This is a genomic window from Hallerella porci (assembly GCF_003148885.1).
Lineage (GTDB): Bacteria > Fibrobacterota > Fibrobacteria > Fibrobacterales > Fibrobacteraceae > Hallerella > Hallerella porci.
The window spans coordinates 15,044-38,590 of the sequence record NZ_QGHD01000021.1 but is presented as its reverse complement, the minus strand read 5'-3'; the positions used below and the strand labels follow the sequence as shown (position 1 = coordinate 38,590).

At 46.7% G+C, this 23,547-nt stretch carries 22 protein-coding genes; 12 read left to right on the top strand and 10 right to left on the bottom strand.

The window, feature by feature from the left end:
• Positions 1–38: 38 nt before the first annotated feature.
• On the bottom strand, positions 39–1,124 hold the full coding sequence (gene aroC / locus B0H50_RS09505; RefSeq protein WP_106199269.1) for a chorismate synthase: 1,086 nt from the start codon (positions 1,122–1,124) through the stop codon (positions 39–41).
• A gap of 154 nt (positions 1,125–1,278) precedes the next feature.
• Between aroC and B0H50_RS09500 the strand changes: the two genes are divergently transcribed.
• Positions 1,279–1,848 (top strand): hypothetical protein, encoded by a 570-nt coding sequence (locus tag B0H50_RS09500; protein ID WP_106199267.1) that lies wholly within the window; start codon positions 1,279–1,281, stop codon positions 1,846–1,848.
• Between the two features lie 45 nt (positions 1,849–1,893).
• Here the strand turns inward: B0H50_RS09500 and B0H50_RS09495 are convergent, their stop codons facing one another.
• Positions 1,894–2,448 (bottom strand): c-type cytochrome, encoded by a 555-nt coding sequence (locus B0H50_RS09495; protein ID WP_106199264.1) that lies wholly within the window; start codon positions 2,446–2,448, stop codon positions 1,894–1,896.
• 63 nt (positions 2,449–2,511) lie between these two features.
• Here B0H50_RS09495 and B0H50_RS09490 point away from each other — a divergent pair, with 63 nt between their 5' ends.
• The 10 genes from B0H50_RS09490 to B0H50_RS09440 all read left to right on the top strand — a co-directional run bounded on the left by B0H50_RS09490 (position 2,512) and on the right by B0H50_RS09440 (position 11,541).
• Positions 2,512–3,495, top strand: coding sequence for a GDSL-type esterase/lipase family protein (locus tag B0H50_RS09490; protein ID WP_106199261.1), 984 nt, complete (start codon positions 2,512–2,514; stop codon positions 3,493–3,495).
• Between the two features lie 18 nt (positions 3,496–3,513).
• Positions 3,514–4,836, top strand: coding sequence for a GGDEF domain-containing protein (locus B0H50_RS09485; RefSeq protein WP_106199258.1), 1,323 nt, complete (start codon positions 3,514–3,516; stop codon positions 4,834–4,836).
• Positions 4,837–4,852: 16 nt separating this feature from the next.
• Positions 4,853–5,272 (top strand): hypothetical protein, encoded by a 420-nt coding sequence (locus B0H50_RS09480; protein WP_109587619.1) that lies wholly within the window; start codon positions 4,853–4,855, stop codon positions 5,270–5,272.
• Between the two features lie 436 nt (positions 5,273–5,708).
• Positions 5,709–6,524: a sigma-70 family RNA polymerase sigma factor gene (locus B0H50_RS09470; RefSeq protein ID WP_106199283.1), complete on the top strand. Its 816-nt coding sequence runs from the start codon at positions 5,709–5,711 to the stop codon at positions 6,522–6,524.
• Positions 6,525–6,617: 93 nt separating this feature from the next.
• Positions 6,618–7,526 (top strand): GGDEF domain-containing protein, encoded by a 909-nt coding sequence (locus tag B0H50_RS09465; RefSeq protein WP_233244703.1) that lies wholly within the window; start codon positions 6,618–6,620, stop codon positions 7,524–7,526.
• Between the two features lie 54 nt (positions 7,527–7,580).
• Complete coding sequence (gene purU, locus B0H50_RS09460; RefSeq protein ID WP_106199248.1) at positions 7,581–8,426, top strand: formyltetrahydrofolate deformylase; 846 nt, start codon at positions 7,581–7,583, stop codon at positions 8,424–8,426.
• Between the two features lie 8 nt (positions 8,427–8,434).
• On the top strand, positions 8,435–8,932 hold the full coding sequence (locus tag B0H50_RS09455) for an MFS transporter (protein ID WP_106199245.1): 498 nt from the start codon (positions 8,435–8,437) through the stop codon (positions 8,930–8,932).
• 1 nt (position 8,933) lies between these two features.
• On the top strand, positions 8,934–9,602 hold the full coding sequence (gene pyrE / locus B0H50_RS09450) for an orotate phosphoribosyltransferase (RefSeq protein ID WP_106199242.1): 669 nt from the start codon (positions 8,934–8,936) through the stop codon (positions 9,600–9,602).
• Entirely contained in the window at positions 9,602–10,288 is a 687-nt protein-coding gene (locus B0H50_RS09445; protein ID WP_109587618.1) for a hypothetical protein, read from the top strand. Before pyrE ends, B0H50_RS09445 begins: the two co-directional genes overlap by 1 nt.
• A complete protein-coding gene (locus tag B0H50_RS09440) occupies positions 10,285–11,541 on the top strand; it encodes a hypothetical protein (protein WP_109587617.1) in 1,257 nt (418 codons plus the stop codon). The genes B0H50_RS09445 and B0H50_RS09440 overlap by 4 nt, the downstream gene beginning before the upstream one ends.
• Positions 11,542–11,646: 105 nt before the next feature.
• Here B0H50_RS09440 and B0H50_RS09435 read toward each other — a convergent pair whose 3' ends face one another.
• From B0H50_RS09435 to coaE, 5 genes are all read right to left on the bottom strand, one after another.
• Complete coding sequence (locus B0H50_RS09435; RefSeq protein ID WP_106199233.1) at positions 11,647–12,588, bottom strand: Rpn family recombination-promoting nuclease/putative transposase; 942 nt, start codon at positions 12,586–12,588, stop codon at positions 11,647–11,649.
• 329 nt (positions 12,589–12,917) lie between these two features.
• Positions 12,918–13,541, bottom strand: coding sequence for a fibrobacter succinogenes major paralogous domain-containing protein (locus B0H50_RS09430; RefSeq protein ID WP_106199231.1), 624 nt, complete (start codon positions 13,539–13,541; stop codon positions 12,918–12,920).
• Between the two features lie 188 nt (positions 13,542–13,729).
• Complete coding sequence (locus B0H50_RS09425) at positions 13,730–14,113, bottom strand: hypothetical protein (protein WP_109587616.1); 384 nt, start codon at positions 14,111–14,113, stop codon at positions 13,730–13,732.
• A 100-nt stretch (positions 14,114–14,213) separates the two neighbouring features.
• Positions 14,214–15,893 carry a Na/Pi cotransporter family protein gene (locus B0H50_RS09420; RefSeq protein WP_109587615.1) on the bottom strand — a complete coding sequence of 560 codons (1,680 nt, stop codon included), beginning with the start codon at positions 15,891–15,893 and terminating at the stop codon, positions 14,214–14,216.
• A 120-nt stretch (positions 15,894–16,013) separates the two neighbouring features.
• The gene (coaE, locus tag B0H50_RS09415) at positions 16,014–16,598 is read right to left on the bottom strand and encodes a dephospho-CoA kinase (protein ID WP_106199225.1); all 585 of its coding nucleotides are present in this window, start codon (positions 16,596–16,598) and stop codon (positions 16,014–16,016) included.
• 99 nt (positions 16,599–16,697) lie between these two features.
• Here coaE and B0H50_RS09410 point away from each other — a divergent pair, with 99 nt between their 5' ends.
• Positions 16,698–17,582 carry a phosphoribosylaminoimidazolesuccinocarboxamide synthase gene (locus tag B0H50_RS09410; RefSeq protein WP_106199223.1) on the top strand — a complete coding sequence of 295 codons (885 nt, stop codon included), beginning with the start codon at positions 16,698–16,700 and terminating at the stop codon, positions 17,580–17,582.
• A gap of 96 nt (positions 17,583–17,678) precedes the next feature.
• On the opposite strand, the gene putP is transcribed toward B0H50_RS09410, so the two are convergent.
• The 3 genes from putP to B0H50_RS09395 form a co-directional block, all read right to left on the bottom strand.
• The gene (gene putP, locus B0H50_RS09405) at positions 17,679–19,235 is read right to left on the bottom strand and encodes a sodium/proline symporter PutP (protein ID WP_106199220.1); all 1,557 of its coding nucleotides are present in this window, start codon (positions 19,233–19,235) and stop codon (positions 17,679–17,681) included.
• A gap of 108 nt (positions 19,236–19,343) precedes the next feature.
• Complete coding sequence (locus tag B0H50_RS09400; RefSeq protein ID WP_158275902.1) at positions 19,344–20,123, bottom strand: hypothetical protein; 780 nt, start codon at positions 20,121–20,123, stop codon at positions 19,344–19,346.
• 35 nt (positions 20,124–20,158) lie between these two features.
• Positions 20,159–23,518, bottom strand: a complete 3,360-nt coding sequence (locus tag B0H50_RS09395; RefSeq protein WP_158275901.1) for an MFS transporter — start codon at positions 23,516–23,518, stop codon at positions 20,159–20,161.
• Positions 23,519–23,547: the final 29 nt, after the last annotated feature.

Below are 23,547 nucleotides of genomic sequence, written 5' to 3'. Positions count from 1 at the left end.
CCGCAGTTGCGGTGTTTTTTTTGAAATCATTTTGAAAATTAAAATTGGAATGTTCGCGCTTTTTGTTCTAAGAACAAATTCACCAATGCGAGTGCCGCCATACTTTCGACGATAACAGGCGCACGCACTGCGACGCAAGGATCATGACGTCCACGGGCGATTAACTTCCCATTTTGATGATCGCATCCAGCGGTTTCTTGTTCTTGCGCAATCGTCGCCGTCGGCTTAAACGCAATCCGACAATGAATGGTTTCGCCATTGGTAATGCCGCCGAGAATTCCGCCCGCATGATTCGTCAGCGTGTGATAACCGCCATTTTCAAAGCGAATCACATCATTGTGTTCCGATCCGCGCATCGTTGACGCCGCAAATCCTTCGCCGATTTCAAATCCTTTGACCGCAGGAATCGTAAGCATCGCCCCGCCGAGAACCGCTTGCGCTTTTTCAAAAACCGGTTCCCCGATAGCGACCGGCGGCTTCCGAATTTCGAGGGCGAGAACTGCGCCCACCGAATCTTTCGCCATGCGCACTTCTTGAATGAGCGCGGCCATTTTCTGCGATGCTTCGGAATCGGGACAGCGAACCGGCGACGCTTCAATCGCTTCGGCGGTGACCTGCGACGGATCGATATTCGCTTTGACATTTCCGACCGATTCAATCCAGCTCAAGATTTCGGTGCCACAAGAAAGTTTTAAAATTTTCGAAGCGACCGCTCCCGCTGCAACGCGTGCCAAAGTTTCTCGCGCCGAAGCGCGTCCACCGCCGCGGTAATCGCGAAAGCCATACTTCAAATCGTAAGTCAAATCGGCGTGGCCCGGACGATACCAATTCACCATTTCCGCATAATCGCCCGAATGCTGATTTTCATTCCAAGCGGCTAAACAAATCGGCGTTCCCGTCGTTTTTCCTTCGAAAGTTCCCGAAAGAATATGAATGGTATCCGCTTCTTTTCGCGGTGTCACGAGAGAATTTTGTCCCGGACGACGACGATCCAGCGCTCGCTGAATTTCTTCTTGGGTTAAGGGCAATCCTGCGGGGCAGCCATCGATGACGACGCCCACCGCTTCACCGTGAGATTCTCCCCAGGTGGAGACCGAAAATAACTTTCCGTAAATGCTAGACATACAGTGCGAAATATAACAATATAGGCGCATTTCTCGCATTTTTTCTGCATTTCATCTCATTTTTGTGTTTTTCATCCCTTTTTTGAAGTTTCCCGGCGGCAGTTTTTATTTTTGTTTACTATGTTTTACAGTGTGTGGCTTCACAAGAGACTTTATGAAAAAAATTGTTTTCATTATCTTCGCCCTCTTCACAGCTCAAATTTGGGCTCAATCACCGACTGGTTTCGCCGGAATCAATTTTGGCATTGATCGGGAGCATGTGATTGAAGAAATTATGAAGTTGGGATACGACCCGCTCGGTTCATCCGATGGCGCAGATCGCGTTGTGATTCCTGTTTATATGATGGATGAACTGCCTGTGCAGGTCGATTTCCTCTTTAACAAGAACGATCATTTTTACGCTTTCGAAGTCCGCACCGGACGCATGGAAGTCGATCGTTTACCGAAAGTCTTTGAAGCGTTGGATTATATGTCCGACAAATTCTCGGATCGCTACGGCAAAAAGGTGCGCACCACCGAATTACAAGAAGCCGATATCAAACCGAGCGTTCACAATCTTTACAAGCAGTGGACGAATCACAAGACGCTAAATATTTATACGGCAATTATTTATAAAGACGGACGCTATTACACAGTCGGTTCCGTCACCAATCGGAAATTTGCGAAAGAACCCGCTGCCAAGAAAGCGAAAAAGCACGATTTCTCGGATATGATGCCGAACTAAATTTTGAAAAAAAATGGAAAAAGCGAACCGAATTGGTTCGCTTTTTTATGGGGAATTTTCCGAAGAAATTTTTTCTAAACGTTCTCGTTCCGCTTTGCGCTTTTCATTTTCACGATCGACGATTTCCATTTCTTCGCGGGTCCACGGATGCCGTGGCAAAGTCTGCGCAAATCCTGCAATATCGATCATCTCGGAAAGCGGAATTTCATCAAAATACGGGAGCATTCCGCGGATAGAATCGCCGAAGTTCATCATATACCAAAATGTCGGCGCTTCATCGTGCGCGGTCGTCCCGATGTATTGCGGATTTCTCAAATCATGCGAAAGATTCATGCGACGTCCATCGCGTCCGTGGCAAGGCGCGCAGTTGCGAAAAAACAATTTTCGTCCGCGAGCCGTATCCGCCCCGAGAATCATCCCATTTGAATCCAATAAATTGTAAACGAGATAAGCCATCCGTTTATCTTCGACGGTCAGCGTATCCCCCGCAGAACCCGGCGCCGGCGCCTCCGCTTCGCCCAAGCAAACATCCGAAAAAAAAGCCACCGCATAAGCAACCGGCAAAATCCAAGCGCACTTTTTTATTCTGCGAAAATCCACGAGAATAAATTAGAAATTAGGTGTGAGGCGGCTTCGCCGCGTTTTTCTTTCTATTTTCCTTTTATGACATTTTCATCTGTTACCTTTTGTGGACGTTGGGATTTGCAAGGAATTCCCCGCGTTTGTGCGCCCGCCGCGGAATTTTCTTTTGCCTTTGAAGGCGCCTCTTTGGCTTTAGAACTCGAAGGCGAAGCGCGTTTTCGCATTGAAATCGACGGCAAAGATTTTTCCATTTTAGAAACTCGCGAGCGTAAAATTTATCCCGTCGCTGCAGACCTCGAAAACGGCATTCACGAAGCCCGCGTTCGAAAAATGACCGAGACCGAATTCGGAAGCATCTCGCTTTGGAAAATTTACCCCGAACCCATTCCGCAAAAAACGAAAACTTTTCCGCTCAAAATGGAATTCATCGGCGATTCTTACACCGTCGGCTTCGGCAATTCTGCGCCGAATCCGATTACGGGAACCGCATTTTCCACGACGGACGCTACCCGCAGTTACGCAGCGCTTGTCGCCGAAAAATTTCATGCAGATTTTCAAGTCAACGCTTACAGTGGACGCGGACTTGTGCAAAATTATATGCAAATTGCGCCCCGCTGGACCATTCCGCAGCTCTATTTATACACTCTCGGTGGCGAATCTCCCCTCGGCAATTCTCCCTCTTGGGATTTTTCTGCATTTCACCCCGATATTCTCTGCCTTTTCATCGGAATAAACGACTGGCAAGGCGAAGGTTCGCATCCAAATCCCGCAATTTTTGACGCAGCTTATTCGGATTTTTTGGATTTTATCCGTTCAAAGCATCAACTTTCCCACATCTTTTTGCTTTCCACCGATATTTTCCCGCAAAATTTCTTGCCCGAACGCATTGAGTCCGTCTTTTCGCGCGAACTTTCCCGCGGAAACCGCGATATTTCACACATTTATTTGCCGACTCCGCAAAATTCTGGATTGGATTTTCACCCGAATTTAAGCCGCCACGAAGCGATGGCCAATAAATTATTTCAAAAAATTAACACACACTTTGAGCAAAAAAAATGTATTTAATGTATTTTACAGGAAAGTATGAAAAATGTTTGGATTAAATTGATGTCCATATTCCGCTTGAATTTGATGATTGCATTCTTGCTCTCCGTCACGATTCTCGGGTTTTTATGGTATCGGTATGGGATGGACGATATCTACACGATTTCGCCAGCAACGTATCCCTATATTGTCGCGCAAACGGATTCCGTGGACGGCGGAAATTCCATTTTGGAAATTTCTCGGACCGATTCATCCTTGATTATGGATTACGAGCTCCGCGAAGGTTATCCGTATCCCTACGTCAATTTGCAAATTTACTTGGGTGACGGAAAAAGCCGCGGCAAAGATCTTTCTCACTACGACAGCATTTATGTTTGGGTAAAGCCCCGCGGCGAAGGTTCTGTTCGCCTTTACTTGCGCGCTTGGGACGATTCGATTTCAAAACTCGGCGAACAAAGCACTCTCAAATTTAACGAAATTGAATTTTTCCCGCTCGAAGAAACGAGCCCTGCGGTTTTTGTCCCGCAAGAATTCCGCGTTGCCGGTTGGTGGGTTTCGCAAAATAATGTGAACGCACACCGTGCCCGCGTTGATTTTTCCAACATTCCTCTCATCGAAATTCAAACGGGGACAAATGCGCCTCTCGGCTACGGCACTTTGGAAATTATGGGAATTTCTTTCAAAGGAAAACTCATTTCCGCCGAAAAGTTGATGTTTGCGCTCATCGCCCTTTGGTTTATCACCTTCTTCTTCTACTTAATGCTTCGTCTCCGCGATTACAGCATTCAACGCAATGTGGAACGGAAACGCCGCGAAGAATTAGAGCACAACTTGGTCGTCTTGGAAGTGGAAAAATCCGACTACGAAAAAGCGAGCAAAGAAGATGCATTAACCGGTTGCTTAAACCGCGCAGGCTTTACAAGCGTTCTCACTCAAGAACAAGAACATTTGAACAATGGCGGCGGCGCACTCTCGTTCATCATGCTCGACATTGACTTCTTTAAGAAAGTCAACGATACTTGGGGACATAGCGTCGGCGACGAAGTTCTCGTGAATCTCACCAAGCTTATCCGCAGTCGCATTCGTACAACCGATGCACTCGTCCGTTGGGGCGGTGAAGAATTCGTCATCCTTTGCAGCGACACGCCGCTTCAAAATGCGCAACATCTCGCTGAAAAGCTCCGCACAAATGTGGAAAACACGCAGTTAATTTCGCAACAACAAGTGACTTGTTCCTTTGGCGTTGCCGAAATGGCTCCGGGTGAAGATCCGAAATCGGTCTTTGAACGTTTGGATAAAGCGCTTTATAGTTCAAAGCGCAATGGGCGCAACAGCGTCACCGCTGCGATTAAGAAAGTTTAATTCTGCGAGAACCAAGATGAAAAAGTGGATTTTTCTTTTTGCGTTAGCACTCTTTTTCGGATGCGCGAAAAACAATCCGGAATTTGTTCCGCTTTCTTTAAATTGGTTTGAATATCAAGGCGATTTAGCGGCAATTGACAGTTCTTACAAGCCTGCAACAGTCGATTCTTCGTTCGAAGAAACTTGCCTGATTTCGATGACGCGCGCCTTAATGGAATCCAAAAATCTCCGCGAATGCGAAGAAAGTGCGCAAAAATATAATGTGCAATATTTCGGCATTTTAGTCGACGGCAAATCCGTTCTCGAATTCCGCGGGCAAAGCGCTTCGATCCACGAAATTTTGGATATGGAAAAAGAACCGCTCCCTTTAAACAAATCGAAGAATTGCACGTTCAAAGCTCGCTGCGACGGCAAAACAGCGACGTTAATAGACTAACAAAATTTGATAAAGATTTCGGCGCGCTTTCTTAGCGCGCTATTTTTTTGCCGCGCTTTTTTTTGCGCTTTTATTTGCGGCGAAGCCGCCATTTTTTGGCGATGTTTATCGTCTGCGGCTTTCCGAAATTCATCGTGAGGAAAAATCCACGAGCAAAGTTTAATGATGAGGAATTGAAATTCATTCATTATTTGTAATCATTTTATGACAACAAATTTAATCCGTAATAAAATTTAGACTATAAAACAAAACATTTTCGTTTTTCGAGCGACAGAAATGCGAGGAATTTCGCATGTGAAAGGAGCCAATTATTTTAAAAAGCCAAAAATTTGATAAAAAAGCGCAATCGTAGGATAATTTGAAAAAATTTTACACTTTTGGCACACTCCTTGCTCTAAAAAAAGCGATATTTAAGTTCATAGGAAAAGGATTCGAAATGCATATTGATTCAACTGATGTGACGCTGAAACGCTACTTAGACGACATTCGTAAGACTGCCCCGCTTTCTCGCGATGAGGAACAAATTCTCTTTCAGAAAGCAAAAGAAGGCGATAAAATTGCTCGGCAAAGATTGATTTCGGCGAATATGCGTTTTGTGTTGAAAGTGGCGATTCAATATCGCGGCTGCCCGATTCCTCTGCCGGATTTGGTGAGCGAAGGCGCTATGGGACTTGTCCGCGCCATCGAAAGCTTTGAACATACCCGCGGCCTAAAATTCATCAGTTACGGTGTGTGGTGGATTAAAGCTTACATTACCCGCGCCATTAACGAACAAGGTAACCTCATTCGTTTACCGGCGAACCAGCATTTACGCGTGCGCAAAGCGTTACACGAACAATCCCGCGGTAAAGAAATCAGCGAAGATATCCGTGAACTCATTCAAATCGGTCAACGCGGCGTTTCTTTTGATAGCCCGCTCAAAACCGATTCTAAGGCGACTTACGGCGAAGTACTCGCTGACGGACATGCGATTAACCCCGAATCGGATTCCGAAATTCAAAGCGTGGAAAATCTTTCCAAAGAATTGATGGAACAGCTTCCCGAACGCGAAGCAAAAGTTATCGAAGGCATTTTCGGTATCAATTTGGAAGCGCCGCAAACTCTCCGCGAAGTGGGCGAATCGATGAATATTTCCCACGAACGCGTTCGCCAGTTGCGCGACCAAGCTCTTCGCCGCATTCGCAAATACAACAGCCGCGAATTTTTGCAAGAAAAGAAAGACGCTTTCTTGGCGGCGATTAACAAAACCTAATCCCGCTGAGCAGAACTTTTTGAATTCCCCATAACGCATCGCTTTGGCGATGCGTTTCGTTTTTTCGGCCAAAAAATTTTATTTTTGAACAAAATGTCTTCTATCGATTTTAATTTGGACAAAACGATTGCGGCAAATGGACTTACGCGTCCGATGCCTGCAGCAGAATCGCATCCGCACTTGATTGTTCTGTATCCGCAGACAGCGTTTCAGCAAATTCCCTTGACCCGCGGAAAAACCGTTCTCGGGCGCGGTACCGAAGCCGATATTCGCCTTGACGATGAAATGATTTCGCGGAAACATTGTGAGCTCGCTTGGGACGGAAACCGCATGACCATTCGCGATTTAGATTCTTTGAATGGAACTTTCGTCGATGGCGCAGCGATTACAAATCACCCGAAGACAATCAATTCTGAAAATCGCTTGCAAATCGGGAAGATGGTTTTAAAAATCGATTTTAAAGACCCGAGCGAAGAAGCTTTTGGCCGCGAACTTTTTGAAGCGGCGACGACAGACCCGCTGCCCCGAGCGCCCAACCGCCGCACTTTTATGGATCGTTCTGTCGGCGAATTAGCAGCAGCCCGCCGCAAAAATTTTATGATGCATGCCATTATGTGCGACGTGGATCATTTCAAAAAAGTCAACGATACGTTTGGGCATCAAGCGGGCGATATGATTTTAAAAGGCATCGCGCAAATTTTTAAGCGGAACAAACGCGAAAGCGATCTCTTCGCTCGTTACGGCGGTGAAGAATTTGTGTTTTTACTTCCCGAAATGACGAAAGCCGATGCGATGAAAAGCGCAGAACGTTTGCGCAAAGCGGTGGAAAATTATCATTTTTCATTTGAAGACAAAGAAATTCCGGTTACCATTTCCCTCGGCGTTTCTAGTTTCAAAGGCAAAGATATTCCGACGATCGAATCGATGATCGCAGCCGCCGATAAAGCGCTTTACGCCGCCAAAGAAAGCGGAAGAAACAAAGTCTGCGCTGCGGAAAATTAGAAGTTACTCCTAATTCCTACTTTCTAATTTATCTCGCTTTTCTATATTTAGTTTATGGCTATTACCCGTTATATTTTGCAAATTCACTGCCCTGACCAAAAAGGGCTTATCGCTGGAACCACTCAAGTCCTCGCCAAAGCGGGCGCAAATATCATCGACTTGACTCAACACACCGCCAAAGATATTGGCACATTCTTTCTGCGAGCGGTTTTTGAATGTGAACCGGAAGCTGCCGAAGAAGTTTCAAGGCATTTAGAATCCATCGGTCCGCATCTTTCGCTCACTTGGAAGCTTCACGATACGACGAAAGTGAAACGTCTCGCTATTTTCGTTTCGAAGACCGATCACTGTCTTTACGATTTATTGTTAAAACACCGCGACGGCGATCTTCCTTGCGAATTTAGCTGCATTGTGAGCAATCACACCGAACTCGGGCCAGTTGGTGGAACTTTCGGCGTTCCATTTTACTATGTGCCGAGCACGCAAGAAAAATCCGTTTCCGAAAATCGTTTCCGCGAAATCATTCAAGAAACGAAAACGGACGGCATTATTCTCGCCCGCTATATGCAAATTCTTTCGGCAGCGTTTACCGAAGAATTTAAGTATAAAGTCGTGAACATTCACCACGGATTCTTGCCGGCGTTTAAAGGCGCAAAACCCTACCATCAAGCTTGGCATAAAGGCGTGAAAATCATCGGGGCAACCGCACACTTTGCGACCGAAGATTTGGATCAAGGTCCAATTATTTGCCAAGATGTGCAGCGCGTTCCCGAAACCGCATCCATCGATGAATTGGTGGAACTCGGAAAAGACATCGAAAAGCGCACTCTTTCGACCGCAGTAAAACTCTGGCTAGAACATCGCGTATTCGTTTACGAAGGACGCACCTTTATCTTGTAAGGATTCCTATGGCAGAAGAAAATAAAATTCAAGATGCAGAAATCATTTCGACAACTCCTGCGCCCGCAGTTCCCGAAGTCGAAGTGATCAATGCTTCGGGCGAAGAACCGAAAAAAGAAGAAAAGCCCGCAGACCAAAAAGAGCCGCCAAAAGAAACGCAGCCGCAAGTCGTCGTCAAAAAAGACCGCGGCATTTCATTCTTCGTGGGCTTTATTTTGCTCACCGTTCTTTCGATTGTTTTCTTTTTCATTCCGGGAATTACCCTCGTCTATTTGGTGAGTTTAGTCGCTGCGATTTCGGCGCCTGTCGCTTGGATGTTTGGCGCACTTCTCTCGGTGATTATTTGGCTTTTGTTCAAACTCAAGATTAAAGGTTTCAAAAAATCTTTCTTCTGGTACATTGGACTTTGCGTCATTCTCACCTTTATTTTGACGGTGATTACCGTTGCCACAAGTGTTAAAATCTGGGGAACGATTTTTGCGCTCCTTTGCGGAGGTTCAAACTAAGATGATTCAGAAAGATGAATTTGTGCATTTTCTCGTTCAAACGGGAGCTTTGAAATTTGGCGCATTCGTTACCAAGAGCGGACGCCATACTCCGTATTTCATTAACACCGGAGAATTCCGCACCGGAAAAGCACTCGCACGCCTTTCGGAATTTTACGCCCAAGCTTACGTGGAACATTTCCAAGGCAAAGCGACCAATTTATTTGGACCCGCTTACAAAGGAATTCCTCTTTGCGCAGCGACAGCGATTGCCCTTGCCGAAAAGCACGGCATCGATTTGAGCTTTACCTACAACCGCAAAGAAGCAAAAGATCACGGCGAAGGCGGTAATTTAGTCGGTGATACTTATAAAGAAAGTCGCGATGTCGTCATCATCGAAGACGTGATTACCGCGGGCACTTCCGTCAACGAAACGATGCAAACGATGAAGAATTTCCCGAACGCTCACATCAAAGGCCTTCTGATTTCAGTCGATCGCCGCGAACGTTTGGAAAACGGAAAGTCCGCATTAGAAACCGTCCAAGAAAACTACGGAATTGAAGCGCATTCGATTATTAACATCGACGATATTATCGCCTTCCTCGAAAGCGATGAAAATCGCAAAAAAATCGGTGCGCCCGAAGACATTTTGGACCGAGTCCGCGCCTACCGCAAGGAATGGGGTGTGTAATGAAATTTGCGCTTCTGCTTTTAACGCTTGCACTCATCGCATGTTCGGGAAAGCAATGGAGCGCAAGTCATCCCTATTACCGAGAAACGCCGAGCGCAAACGATGAAATCGCAATGCTCGGTTTGCATAATACCGTCGTCGTATCCCGCGATAAATGGTTCGCCAAGCGTCTCGGGATTCCACGCGATTCGGTTTACCCCATTCTCGGAAAGCAAATTGAAGAATCTTTTGCGGGCGAAATTCAAAGCCTGCGCTACCCCAAACTCGTTCTTTGGCCCGATTCCATTTACAGCAATTTACCCGAAGAAACGCAGAAACTCGACGAACGCATTTACATCAAAGGGCACTTCCCCGCTCAAGGAAAGCCGCTTTCTTACCCCGCAGGTAATACGCCGAAGCGTCTTCTCTTAATTCACGAATGCACATTCGGATTGGATTTAAAGAAAGATGAATTCTACGATTACGCGCTCACGGGAAACGAAGCCGCCGAAAAGAAAAACGCCGAAAATCTGACGATAATTCTCGCGTATACATTGTGGGATAACGAAAAGCAGCGCGCTCTTTACAGCGCCGTTGCAGAAATTCCACTCGACATTTCCGCGGGAATTCAAGCGAGCGACATTGCAAAAGTTTCTGCCTTCGCCGCCGATTCTCTTATCGCAGGAATTGACGGAGGTATTCGATGAAACTCCTCGGCCTTTTTCTTCTTTTGATTGCAGCGGCTCAACTCTTTGCCGAAGAAATTTTTTTTCGCAGTTCTTTTGTGCTGTGGCAAGATCCCGAAATTCTTCTCTGGTCGCCCGATTCCGTTTCGGCGTTAGACCCGAAAGAATTTGCGCTTTCGTTAAAGCGCACCAATAGCGGTATCGGAAGTCCATCCGTCCGCGTCGCCGGCGAATTAGAACGCGATTCGAGTATGGCGCTTTATGCGTCTTGGCTTCGGAATAATTTAGAGCCAGGCGTCCCCGCAGAACTTTTGAAAATTCGAAATCCCGAAGCGCAGAAAAAAATCGCAGCGCTCGAAGATAAATATCTTCTTTTTATTTGCAAAAACGGCAATACCATTACCTTGGCTTTATTTGACGAAAGCAGTTACCAGCCGAAAGTCGCAGGCTCCCTCCCCTACACCGCGGACAAAATTGCCCTCGGCGATGCGATTGCCGAAATGTTCTTCGAAGGCAGCACCAATCGGCGTTTAACCAAAGAAGAACGGCAAAAGAAAGCAGTAGAACCCAACGAATATTATTCCGAGATGCCGAAATTCCGTGCGTGGGCAGGAATCGCTGGCGGTTATACGCAAGCCCGCGTTCCGTTTACGCCGCATTCGTGGTATCGTCGCAAACTCAAAAGCGAAATCAAGAATTATCGCAATACGCAAGATTCTCTTTCGGCGTGGAATTTTATCGACGACGCTTCGCCTGTGTTAAATGTTTATGTCGGCGGTTTATGGTTTGATTTCATCGGGACGGAAATTTTCTTCCGTTTTTCGGAACACGATGCGAAAACCGATGACCGCGATACGATTTATAACGAATTGGATTACTGGAAATTTTACCGTTTCGAAATCGGATTGAGTTTAGTCCTTTCGCACCGTTTTCCGCTGCATAAAAATGTCGTCTTGGTGCCACACGCCGAAGTGGGATTCTTATACAGTTTCTTCTCAGAATCGATTGCGACAAAAAGCGGGCGCAAGCCTTCGGGCGCGTATAAATCCCGCTTTGAATTCAGCAATTTCTACAAAGGAGCTGTCGTTTCTCTCGGCGCACGCACCATTCTCTACGACCATTACGGCATCGACCTCCGCGCAGGAATCGCAGGCCGCGGCCGCCTTCTCGACAAAGAACCTTCTCCCGATGCCGTTTCCGAGCCCACCGAAATCGGAGGCTCCACCATCGACTGCTTCATCCAACTCGGCTTAGAATATCATTTTTCAATTTAATCGCATCCTTCGTTAGAAGCGAGTTAGGAATGGAATGGCACGGCGCCGCCGTGCGTACTCACTTCTAATTAAAAAAGTCTTTTCGCAACGTTGTCCAAATGAATACTACAGCTTGCGAATTTCTGCTTCAGAAAGTCCAGAACTGCGGATGATAAAATCCATAGAAATACCTTCGTCACGCATTTCCTTTGCCATTTCGCGAGCTTTGCTCAAAGCCCCCGCAACAGTTCCTCTCGCAATTCCAGCTTTTTCTCCCTTGCGGAAGGCTGTTTCTTTTTCGTATAATAAATCCGTCATACCGTCAACCTGCCTTAGGAAAAGTTCATCTTCGTAATGCTTTAAAGATACATCTTTTGAAAGTTTTTTGCAAAAGTCCTCGTCAAAAAATTGTTTGTGCGACGCACGCTCGTAAATGATATCCCCGAAAAAGCGAAGCATTTCAGCGCGCTGCGAGCGCTCCTTTTCCGTTTCGGGAATGTGCGCGTCATTTGCCAAAAATTTCTCAACTTCGATAAAGTAAAAGTCAAGTTTTGGATAATACGGTTCGCCATTTTTCGTCAAATTTACATGATGAAAGTAAGTTTCGGGCTCGAGTTCAAATTGATTGCAAGTGAGAATCGAAAGCACATAAATATGCGGCAATTCGTAGCTTTCGGACTTTTTGACTTGATTTGTAATCACGCGCGAGGTGTAATACAGTAAGCGATCCATGAAAAAATCGCTGTCGGTTTGCTGAACCTCAATGAGAATCGGCTCATCATTTTGGTTTGTGCCGATGATGTCAAAAATTGTGGTTTTGTTGTTCAAAATGCCGGGCAATTCCTCTCGTGCAAAATGAAATTCCTTGATGCGGTTTTTGCCTTCGAATCCCATCATCGCGTTGAGAAATTTTACTAGTCGCGTGGGGTCATTCTCGTTTACCATCAAAATTTTGAAAATTGCATCGCTGAACGGATAAACATTCTTGAAACGTGCGCGGAATTTGGCGAGATTCGCCGGATCTTCTTTGATAGCCTTTAAAAGCGCGTGATATTGGCTTCGATTCATTTTTCACTCCTTCCTCGCTGACATGCAAAAAACAGCGAAGCTTAAAATGGTGCAGAATGAATATAATAAAAAGCGGATGACAAAAAGTGACAAAGTGAAAAATTAGAAATTAGGAGTTAGAAATTAGAAGTGATTAGTGGTCAGTAGTCAGTAGACGCTGATTAAGTGTCATCCTGTGCGGAGCCCGCGTGTCATCCTGAGCAACGCGAAGGATCTAGCATTTTCTATTGCAAAAACAAGTGCTAGATCCTTCACTACGAACCTACGGTTCTCCGTTCAGGATGACACAACATGTTTTTTGAAAAATTTTCGCGACCCGCTCCGCGCCCCTAGTTGGAGTTCTCTAGGCAACGGATAGAAAACGCATAGCCCTTATTGCGGCTGGCCAGGCCCGCGTAGACGTAGTCGTAGTACAAGTACATGAAGTAGGCAATGCGGCTATTGTGCTCGGTACTAGACCAGAAGTAAGCGTACTCGCCTGCGTAGTAGTAGCGGCCACGGTCGTAACTGCCTCCCGCGGGGAGCGCTGAAAAACCAAAGGCTTCCGTTCCGTTACCACTTTTTCCTTCGCCTTCTTTCCAACCATTTTTCGCCTTGAGAGCAAGGCCTGCTTTATCTTCTCCACCCACAGCATCAATTAAGATTTTCCATTCGGCTTCAGACGGCAAGTGCCATCCCTCGGGGCAAGCATTTAGTGCTTCATGCCAAGTATAAAGCCGTCCCCATTTTCCGCAGTTGTTATGCTCATTTTCATAACAAACGCCATTCCCAGCGTAATTCAAATTTTCTGCCATCCAAGTTTGCACTCCGATTTTTACGGTCTTATAAACTTTGCCATCGCGTTTGTCTGTCATTTTTGAATTCATCTTTGAATTTTCACAAGCAGAAAGCCCGAGTAATAAAGCAGCGCCAAGCGCGAACTTTACAAATTTTATTCCCAAGTGAAGTTCCATATTACACTCCTAGGTTATTTTTTGTAAAGCAATGTAAGAAAAAAAACGCTTTGGCTAGTGTTTTAATAAAACTAGGGCAGAGAAATGTTGCGGCGGCGCCGCCGTGGGAAAACGCGAAAGTTTGCCTCAATAATTTGGGGAATATTCGCGCGAAGCGCTTAACTCTCTAATTATGCATTGCTAATTATCTATTGTGAATTGAATCCAAGCAGGCTTTCCCTTTTGCAACGCAAAAGGGAAACTTTTCTCATGCAGCGTTGCGGGAAGGCTTTTAACACGTCAAATTCGTCCATGCAGCGTTGCGGGAAGGCTTTTAACACGTCAAATTCGTCCATGCAACGCTGCGGCAAGCCATTTAACATGTCAAATTCGTCCATGCAACGCTGCGGCAAGGCTTTTAACATGTCAAATTCGTCCATGCAACGCTGCGGCAAGCCATTTAACATGTCAAATTCGTCCATGCAACGCTGCGGCAAGCCATTTAACATGTCAAATTCGTCCATGCAACGCTGCGACAAGCCATTTAACATGTCAAATTCGTCCATGCAACGCTGCGACAAGCCATTTAACATGTCAAATTCGTTCTTGCAGCGTTGCGGGAAGACTTTTTAAATGAGAAATGTTAAGGCGGCTTCGCCGCGATTTAAAACTCGTGCGCCTTCGGCGCCTTTTTTAGTTTTCTACGATTTCTGCGCAAAGGGCTTGTGTCGCTGTCACCAAGTGTTCCTTGATTTTGCGGTAAGCGCCCAAGAGATCGGTGAAGGTTGTCGTAAGCAGCGGATCTTCGTTGGTTTCGGCCACATGACGCCAATGCTTTGCGCGGCATTCGCGGACTTGTTCTGTAAGCACATGCCCTTCGCGGCGAATTTCTGCCAATTTACGGACATTGTGTTGATTATCGAGAACGGTCGCGACATCTGCCGCTAACTTAGCGACTCCTTCGTGGAGAGATAAAATATCATCTTGATGCGCTTTGTCAAAGGCGACATTGTGATCGCGCATCCGCAACCACAGTTTTAAAACCTGCGTTACATAATCCGAAGCGGTTTCCAAGTCATCGCTCATCCGAAGCTGACGTTCCGCATCGTTTGCGATGCTTTTCGATACGCTTGTCGAAAGAAGTCCCGTCAAGAATTCAATGACTTCGGTCTGAGCGGTATCGAGTTTCGCTTCATTTTCAAAAATGCGTTCCACCACTTCTTTGTCCGCTTTGCCGTCGATGACCTTGCGCAAATCCGAGAGCATATTGCAAACGGTTTGATTCATCATTCCCATTTCGCGGGCAGATTGCGTAATCGCAGCAAACGGCGACTTGATTAACGCCGGATCGAGTTTCGTCACCACAGCATGTTTCGATTGCACCTTATTCGGGAAGAGCTTATCCAAAAGCGCAGGAATTTTTCCGGTAAACGGTAAGAGCACCAAAGTATTTGCCACATTAAATGTCGTATGATAGAGAGCAATCGCGAGAGTCACATTTTTCGCATCATCCGGATTTGCAATTCCCACTGCGGATTCCAAGAACCAACGCATAAAATGAATCGTCGGATCGAAGAGAATCGTTACCCAAATTGCGCCAAAGATATTGAAGAATAAATGGAAGAACGCTGCCCGACGCGCATGCCGCGAAGTATTCACCGCAATCATTAACGCCGAAATGGTGCAGCCGATATTTTGTCCGAGGACGAGAGCTGCCGCCGTATTAAATCCGATTAAACCTTGCGAAGCGAGCACAATCGTCACACCGAGAGACGCAGAACTCGATTGCATAATCGTCGCCATCAAGAAGCCGACGAAAATGCACGCGCAAATACTCGGAAGGCTTTCGGCATTGAAAACGGCAAGCGCATTTAAAAAGTCTTGATTGCTCGAAACCGGAGCAAGCGAAACCTTCATCGCGGCGAGGCCTACAAAAACAAGACCCACGCCGAGGAGGGCGAGGGCCGAATACTTCACACGTTCTTTTTTGGCAAAACAATAGACGAGAGCGCAAGCGCCTGCGATTGGCATTCCGTATTGGTCAACGTTCAAAACCAAAACCCAGCCGGTGATCGTTGTTCCAATGTTTGCGCCCATGATCACGCCGAGAGTTTGCGCAAGCTGCATAATTCCCGCGTTCACAAATCCGATGACCATCGCCATCGTGACCGCGCTCGATTGAACGAGACAGGTCACGCCCATACCGACTAGGACTCCTAGAATGCGGTGGTTCGTGACCTTACTGATGAGTTTTTGAAGTGTTGGACCCGCAATTGTTTGCAGACCCATCGAGAGAAATCTTAAGCCGAGTAGAAAAATTCCAGCGCCACCAACGAGGAAGACGATACACTGGATGATTTGCGAAAGTAACATGGTTAGTTCATCCTTCTAAGGACATCAAATGTCTTCGTTTTTACATGTTCTTAACATACTTTTTACAATTTAGAATTTCCGCGCTTATCTCCAAGGTCGCTCGGGAAATTTTCTGCGATTTTAAATTTCGGCGAGTTCGCAGACGCGTTTCTGTAACGCAGAAATTGCCCCTGAATTATCCAAATAAAAGTATTTCGCATTCGGCGGGAGCGGATCTTGCGCTTGAATTTGTATGCGGCGCTCCGCGTCTTCTTTTGTCAAACCGCGTTTTAATAATCTTTCTAAGCGGACAGAATCCGTGGCTTCGACGACCCAAATTGCGTCCAAATTCCGCGAAAATTCTGGCCATTTGAAAAGAAGCGCTCCTTCGACGGCGGCAATTTTGACTTTTCCCGCCTTTTTTGCAGCTTCCAATTTTTGCTCCACGCTTTTTTGTAAGAGCGGATACACGATGGATTCTAATTTTTGGAGCGTTTCTAAGCGTTGAAAGACTCGGGATGCGAGTTTCACGCGATCGACGAAGCCATTTTTCACACATTCCGCGCCGAAATTTTCCGCAATTTTCTGCTGCAATTCGCACGATTCCGCATAAAGCGTGTGCATTTCGACATCTAAATCCAAAACGAATCCGCCTAATTCTTCGAGAAATACGCCGGCAGCGCTTTTGCCAGATCCGATTTTTCCGCAAATTCCGATAATTTTCATGGGAAAAATTTAAATAAATTGATTCCTCGAAAATTCCGAATTATTAAGCCTTTTCAAACATTGCCAAATCCGAGCGCCTTTAACTAAATTTAGAGCACTATGAGCTTAAAATTTGAAACTCCGATTACCGATGTTCCGCTGTTCCACCAAGGAAAAGTCCGCGATATGTACGACTTGGGCGACAGCTTCTTAATGGTCGCTAGCGACCGCCTTTCTGCTTTTGACGTGGTGCTTCCCACGCCGATTACAGGCAAAGGAAAAATCCTCAACCAGCTTTCGCTCTTCTGGTTTCAGCATCTCGGAATGCCGAACCATTTGATCACGGCGAACGTCGATGAATATCCGGCTGTGCTGCAAAAGTACAAGGATTATTTACGCGGTCGTTCGATGATTGTGAAGAAAGCAAAGCGTCACAGCGTGGAATGCATTGTCCGCGGTTACATTGTGGGCTCGGGCTGGAAGGATTATCAGAAGACCGGTAAAATCTGCGGACACGTTTTGCCCGACGGATTGAAGCTCTGCCAAAAACTTGAAAAGCCGCTTTACACGCCGAGTACAAAGCCCGATGTCGGCCACGACGAAAACATTTCGTTCGAACAAACCTTTGACATTGTCGGCGAAAAAGTCGCCACCGATTTGCGCAATCTTTCGTTGGATATTTACACGAAGGCGCGCGATTATGCGGCAACAAAAGGCATTATCCTCGCCGATACGAAGTTTGAATTTGGCGAAATCGACGGCAAGACCGTTTTAATCGACGAAGTTCTCACTCCGGATTCTAGCCGTTACTGGCCCGCTGACAAATATCAAGTCGGCAAGAACCAAGAAAGCTTTGACAAGCAATATGTCCGCGATTGGCTCGAAACTTTGGATTGGGGTAAGACTTACCCGGGTCCAGAAATTCCGCCTGAAGTCGTCAAAAATACTTTGGCGAAATACGTCGAAATTTTTGTCCGCTTAACGGGACACGAACCAGAACTCTAAACGAAAAATCCTCGCCGCCGGCGAGGATTTTTTTTGCAAAAACTTTCCACAAAAAAAACGCAGCTTTCACTGCGTTTTTTTTCGCACTTTACTGCATTACTTTCTCACTTCAATTTCATTTAAGTGAGTCTTTTCAACCATATCGAATTCGTCAACGATTTCTTGCGACGGCTTCTTCGTGCAAAGGCTTACGACAAAAATCGTAGCGAGAGAAAGGAAGAATCCGGGCACGAGTTCGTAGAGCCCGAAAATTTCGCAGGAATCCGCAAAGCCCGAAAGGTAAAATTTCCAAACGAATGCGGTAATTCCGCCCACGAGCATGCCCGAGATGGCGCCTGCAAAAGTCGTCCGCTTCCAGAAAAGGGCGAGAAGCATTAACGGTCCAAATGTCGAACCGAATCCCGCCCACGCAAAGCTCACGAGGCTCATCACCACATCGAGGAAGCTTTTTCCATGTTGCACAGCAGCATCGGGGCGACCTTGATAAGCGAGAGTTCCCGCGAGAACAGCGATGCCTACGACGATGCCGCGGCTCACCCACATCATTTCTTTGTTCGATGCATTTTTGCGGAAGAGATGTTTGTAAAGGTCATTGGAGAACGCCGAAGCCGAGACCAAAAGTTGCGAGTCCGCGGTGCTCATAATCGCTGCGAGAATTGCCGCCATCAAAATCGAAGCAATCACCGGATGGAAAAGACTTTGCACCAAAACCATGAAAATCTTTTCGGGGTCATCGATAACGATTCCGTGCGCATCGGTGTAATAACGTCCGATAAGTCCGATGAAGGCTACAGCGATAAGGCAAATAATCACCCAAGTCGTCGCAATACGGCGAGAATGTTTAATGTCTTCGGGATCTTTAATCGACATAAAGCGCACGAGAATGTGTGGCATTCCAAAGTAGCCAAGTCCCCAAGCGAGACTAGAAATGAGCGCTAAAAGGGTGACCGCCTTTCCGGTCTGCGCATTCGTAAACATATTGAAGAGAGCTGGATTGAGAGAATTCACCGATTGAATGGTTTGCGCAAATCCACCGCCTTCGCTAAAAATCATCGTCGGCACTAAGCAAACAGCGATAAGCATCATCATGCCCTGCACAAAGTCCGTCCAACTCACCGCCAAAAATCCGCCGAGGAATGTGTAACTCACGACCACTGCTACGCCCAAAATCAGCGCAGAAGAATAACTCATCCCGAACACGGTTGAAAAGAGTTTTGCGCAAGCAACAAAGCCCGAAGTCGTGTAAAAGAGGAAGAACGCCAAGATGAAAACAGCCGAAATCACGCGTAAAATGCCGCGCTTATCGCGGAAACGATTTGAGAAGAAATCGGGAAGAGTAATGGAATCGCCGCAGAAATGCGAGTATTTGCGAAGTCTGCGCCCGACGATTTTCCAGTTGACGTAAGTGCCGATGACAAGCCCGACGCCAATCCACACTTCGGAAAATCCGCTGAAGTAAATGGCTCCCGGAAGCCCCATCAAAAGCCAACCGCTCATATCCGAAGCCTGCGCACTCATCGCTACGACCCACTTGTTCATGCCGCGATCGCCCAAGTAGTAAGCTTTCAAGCTATTCGCTTTTTTGGAAAAATAGAAGCCGATGCCAAGCATCATCAGCAGGTAAAGAATGAAGACGACAATAGTAGTTGTCATGGTGTTTCCTCAGAAAAATTCGAAACAAAAATAAAAATAAATTAGGAGTTAGTTAACCGCTTTAATTCCTAACTCGTCGAAAGCGAAGCACCGCGAAGCGGTGCGCACTCATTTCTCATTTCTAATTTTTACGCAGTTTTTCGGCGAAGATTTATACACTTTAAGTTCTTTAGAAAAGAAGCCCGTGATTTCGAAGGAAACTTTCCAAATGCTCGAATCGGGGCAGCTTTCCCACTTTTCGCGGTTTCGCGCTTGCCACGCAAATTTGCCGCGTTTTTCAAAAAGGAAATATTCGGATTCTGCGGGAGCGTAGCCGATTTGTTCCCATGTGCCGAGAGATTTTTTCCTTCCGAAATATTCCCGCTGTAATTTTTCAATCTGCGACGCTTCGCGCTCTAATTCCGCAATTTTTTCGGGCGTTTTGCGGCTCGGATCCGAGCATTTTACAATGCCAAAGACGATAAACAAAAGCGCAAAAATGCCCGCGAGAATGCAGAGCGTTTTCCGCGAAAAATGAAACGGTTTTGCGTCTTCGTTTTCTAAATGCAAAATGCGCAGTTTCAAAAGTCCAAGCGAAGATGGCTGCGGAAAAATCAGCGCAAAAATGCCCGCGAGCGAAAATAAAATGCCCGCGAAAAAGACGAACGGTTTTGTGCCTTGAATAAACGGCAACAAATCATCTTTGACCGAGAGCAAAATTTTCATCAACTGCTGATCTTCGGCGAAATTATTGAGTGCGAATTTTCCGGTAAAATTGCTGTACCGCGCCATCGCCAAATTGACCACTTGCGACGCAAAATCATCTGCGTAATTGAGGACGAATCCGAGGGAAACAAAAATGATTCCCAAGAAGACAAGCCCGATTCCAAAAACACGGACGGTCCGCATTTTGGAGAAGCCGACATTTTGGGAATCCATTTTCATTATGCCTTCGCGCAAAGTTCTGTGGCGATTTTCTTTGCGGTCGTAAAGTCCGCTTTGCCCGAGCCGAGTTTCGGAATGGCATCGAGTTTAAATGCGGCGCCCGGAATCATCATCTGCGGCATTCCCGATTTGCGCAGTTCACGCAAAAGTTCATCCGCTTCTTTATCGCCCGCATACAAAAGCACAATGCGTTCGCCCTTGACTTCGTCGGGAATTGCGATGATGACGTAATCCATTCCCAAAAGAAGTTCGGTATCGTTCAATTTCGCTTCGACTGCGCCGAGTGAAATCATTTCACCGCCGAGTTTTGCAAATCGGCTGTAACGATCGACGATGATGACGAAGCCATCTTTATCCAAGTAGCCTTTGTCGCCGGTTTTATACCAACGATGTCCATTGATTTCGAGGATGACACTCTTCGTGCGTTCTGGATCTTTGAGGTAACCCTTCATCACTTGGCAGCCGCCGATGAGAATCATGCCTTCTTCGCCCTGCGGCAATTCTTCGTTCGTTTCGGGATCGATAATTTTGACACCGATTCCTGGAATCGCCATGCCGACCGATTTCGGATTAAAGCGCGGATCGGTGGTGAGGAAGTCGTCGAGCAAAACGTCTTCGGTGTTGAAAGTCGCAAGCGGTGCCGTTTCGGTGCAACCGTAACCTTCGTAAATTTCTTTTTTGAATTTACGCGCAAACAAATCGCGAATTTCGGAGCGGAGTTTTTCGGCTCCCGAGAGGACAAGGCGCAAATGCTTGAAGCACATCGGATGCACCCAGCGGTTAATGCCCACAGCGCGCAAGAATGTCGGCGTTCCCACGAGAATGGTGACGCGGAATTCGGCGCAAACACGAGCCATCGTTTTCACATCCGTCGGTTCCGAACAAGTGACAAGCGGAACGCCTTCGAAGAGAGGCATTAACGTCGTGACCGTTAAACCAAACGAATGGAAAATCGGAAGTTCTTCGAGGATTACATCGTTTCGGCGAATGTTAAAAATCGAATTGGATTGCTGCGTATTCGAAACTAAATTGCGATGCGAAAGCATGACACCTTTCGGCATGCCTTCGGAGCCCGAACTGAAAAGAACGACTGCGGTATCGTCGGGTTTGACGGATTTTGCAAAGAGGAAATTGATTGTCCGCGCGGGGAGAAGAGCCGCCGAAGCGAACGCAAAAACCCGATAAATCGGATTGACTAATTTTTCTAAATCTTCGATGCAAATGAGTTTGCAAACCGTTCCGATTTTCAAATAATCTTGTCCGCGGCGCTGCAATTTGTTGAGGAATTCCCAACTCGTTAACACCGTTTTAATTTCGGAGCGTTCAATGCATTTGAGAATGGTATCTAAGCCCGATGTATAATTCAAATTGACACTCGTTTTGCCTGCGGTCCAAATGCCGAGCAAAAGCGAAATTCCTTCGGGCGAAGGCGGAAGCATAAAGCCGACGCGTTCTTCTTTTTTCGCGACTTTGCCGAGAGCGTGCGCATAAATTAACACTTGCTGCATTAAACCGTAGCCGGTCAAATGATTGCCGAGCGGACTGTAAATGGCGACGTGGTGACGCACCCGATGCTTCATCGCTTTTAACCAGAACGGCACAATGGTCGGATAATACGAAAGGGATTTTGCCCATGCGGTCATCGAAAGTTCGCGCAAAATATTTCGCAGTTTTGCAGGATCGGTATCAAGCGGAAATTCTTTGCCAAATGCGATGGAAACGATGCGCGTTAATTTTTCGCCAAAGTTCACGCTTTCATCGGCATAGCTATACTTGCTGCCCCAAACTCCTTGAATGTAAAAAGGAATTAAGCGTGCGCTCGTATCTTTCACCGCCGAAGAATAATCGATGGAAAAACGCCCGATGTTGCAAGACTTTGCAAGTTCGCCTTCGGGGAAAATGACCACCGCTTCACCGTGCAAAAGCGCTTTACGAATTTCTGCCATCGCGGGCTCGGGATTTCGCCGATTAATGCGAATTGCGCCGAGGAGTTTTAACACCCAACGAGAAATTCCGTGTTCGGATTTATCTTCGTTCATCGCCATCCGCAACGGCCGCGGACTCGCCATTTGCAAAAGAATCCAATCGATAGCACTCGTGTGATTGCCGAGAAGCAAAACGGGGCCTTCGATCGGAATATTTTCGTTGCCGATAACTTTTAAATTGTAGCGGAAAACGTAATAAGCGCGGAACATGGTGCGCAAAAGCGATTGCGGGAATCGGATAAACGCCCACACGAAAGCAGCGAGCAAAAAGAGCGAGAAGACAAAGAGGAAGGTTTCGCGGTCGATGTGCGTAAATTCGAGAAGAGCCGCTTCGAATGCAACGACGAAAATGAGGAAAAGCATCGTCACCATATTGGATACGGCGACTATGCGACCCGTCGACGCGGGGCGCGAATATTGAAGCAAGAGCGAATTTAAAACCGTTCCGAGTGCGCCAAAGAAAAGTCCGAGGAAAGCGTAAAGCATCCGAATGAGAATCGGATTTTCAACCATCGGAATGAAGAATGCGCAGACACCGCAACCAAAGACCGAAACCGGAATCAGCCCGACTTCGATAAATTGATGCGAAGAACGTGCGGCAAGATAACCGCCGAACATCATTCCCACGGCGGAGAAGACAAGTCCATTGCGCACCACATACAAGAATCCTTCGCTCGAAAGACTTTGCGAAAGCAGTACAAATACTTGGGCGAGTCCCCAGAAAACGGCGAGCCCGATAATGATGACGCGAGAAAGGCTAATATACCACGTCGCATGGAAAATGCGTCCCGGAGAACGGATTTGTAACGATTCGCGTTCGCGTCCTGTTTTCGGAATGAAGAAAGCCGAAACCGCCGAAAGAACAGCCACCCCGACGAAAATCCAAAGCAAATAATCGACGCCGAGAAGAGTTGCCGATTCATTGTAAAGGCTTATCACGCCGACGGATGCGATTAAAGCGCCCGCGAGCATGACCGTAAACATGTGCGCAATTCCCGTCGCAAGATGCTCCGTTCCGAACATTTCTTTGACGACGCCGTAACGCGCAGGGCTTCCGAGCGCAACCGACGACGAAACGAGAAGCACAAACCAAATCGCAATATCGGGAAGTCCAACCGTCCACAAAACACCGATGACGATTGCCCCCGCGACATAACCGAGAGACGACCAAGCGATGACTTTTCCTTTGCCAAATCGATCCGCTAAAAAGCCCGCAATCGGGAAAAGCAAAAGATACGGTCCGTAGAACATCGCCTGCAACATAGCGCTGTAAACCGGAAAAGATTCCGGAGTTGCTACCGAATATTTGAGCCGTTGTTCAAAAAAAAGGAAAAGCCCCATCTGCATAAAAGATGAAGCTAAAACAGTAATCAAAAACGGGATCAAGCCTTTTTTTTGCATGA

Coding starts and splice junctions, on each gene's coding strand:
- aroC (WP_106199269.1), bottom strand. CDS start 1,124: ATGTCTAGCATTTACGGAAAGTTATTTTCGGTCTCCACCTGGGGAGAA.
- B0H50_RS09500 (WP_106199267.1), top strand. CDS start 1,279: ATGAAAAAAATTGTTTTCATTATCTTCGCCCTCTTCACAGCTCAAATT.
- B0H50_RS09490 (WP_106199261.1), top strand. CDS start 2,512: ATGACATTTTCATCTGTTACCTTTTGTGGACGTTGGGATTTGCAAGGA.
- B0H50_RS09485 (WP_106199258.1), top strand. CDS start 3,514: ATGAAAAATGTTTGGATTAAATTGATGTCCATATTCCGCTTGAATTTG.
- B0H50_RS09480 (WP_109587619.1), top strand. CDS start 4,853: ATGAAAAAGTGGATTTTTCTTTTTGCGTTAGCACTCTTTTTCGGATGC.
- B0H50_RS09470 (WP_106199283.1), top strand. CDS start 5,709: ATGCATATTGATTCAACTGATGTGACGCTGAAACGCTACTTAGACGAC.
- B0H50_RS09465 (WP_233244703.1), top strand. CDS start 6,618: ATGTCTTCTATCGATTTTAATTTGGACAAAACGATTGCGGCAAATGGA.
- purU (WP_106199248.1), top strand. CDS start 7,581: ATGGCTATTACCCGTTATATTTTGCAAATTCACTGCCCTGACCAAAAA.
- B0H50_RS09455 (WP_106199245.1), top strand. CDS start 8,435: ATGGCAGAAGAAAATAAAATTCAAGATGCAGAAATCATTTCGACAACT.
- pyrE (WP_106199242.1), top strand. CDS start 8,934: ATGATTCAGAAAGATGAATTTGTGCATTTTCTCGTTCAAACGGGAGCT.
- B0H50_RS09445 (WP_109587618.1), top strand. CDS start 9,602: ATGAAATTTGCGCTTCTGCTTTTAACGCTTGCACTCATCGCATGTTCG.
- B0H50_RS09440 (WP_109587617.1), top strand. CDS start 10,285: ATGAAACTCCTCGGCCTTTTTCTTCTTTTGATTGCAGCGGCTCAACTC.
- B0H50_RS09435 (WP_106199233.1), bottom strand. CDS start 12,588: ATGAATCGAAGCCAATATCACGCGCTTTTAAAGGCTATCAAAGAAGAT.
- B0H50_RS09430 (WP_106199231.1), bottom strand. CDS start 13,541: ATGGAACTTCACTTGGGAATAAAATTTGTAAAGTTCGCGCTTGGCGCT.
- B0H50_RS09425 (WP_109587616.1), bottom strand. CDS start 14,113: ATGTTAAATGGCTTGTCGCAGCGTTGCATGGACGAATTTGACATGTTA.
- B0H50_RS09420 (WP_109587615.1), bottom strand. CDS start 15,893: ATGTTACTTTCGCAAATCATCCAGTGTATCGTCTTCCTCGTTGGTGGC.
- coaE (WP_106199225.1), bottom strand. CDS start 16,598: ATGAAAATTATCGGAATTTGCGGAAAAATCGGATCTGGCAAAAGCGCT.
- B0H50_RS09410 (WP_106199223.1), top strand. CDS start 16,698: ATGAGCTTAAAATTTGAAACTCCGATTACCGATGTTCCGCTGTTCCAC.
- putP (WP_106199220.1), bottom strand. CDS start 19,235: ATGACAACTACTATTGTCGTCTTCATTCTTTACCTGCTGATGATGCTT.
- B0H50_RS09400 (WP_158275902.1), bottom strand. CDS start 20,123: ATGCGGACCGTCCGTGTTTTTGGAATCGGGCTTGTCTTCTTGGGAATC.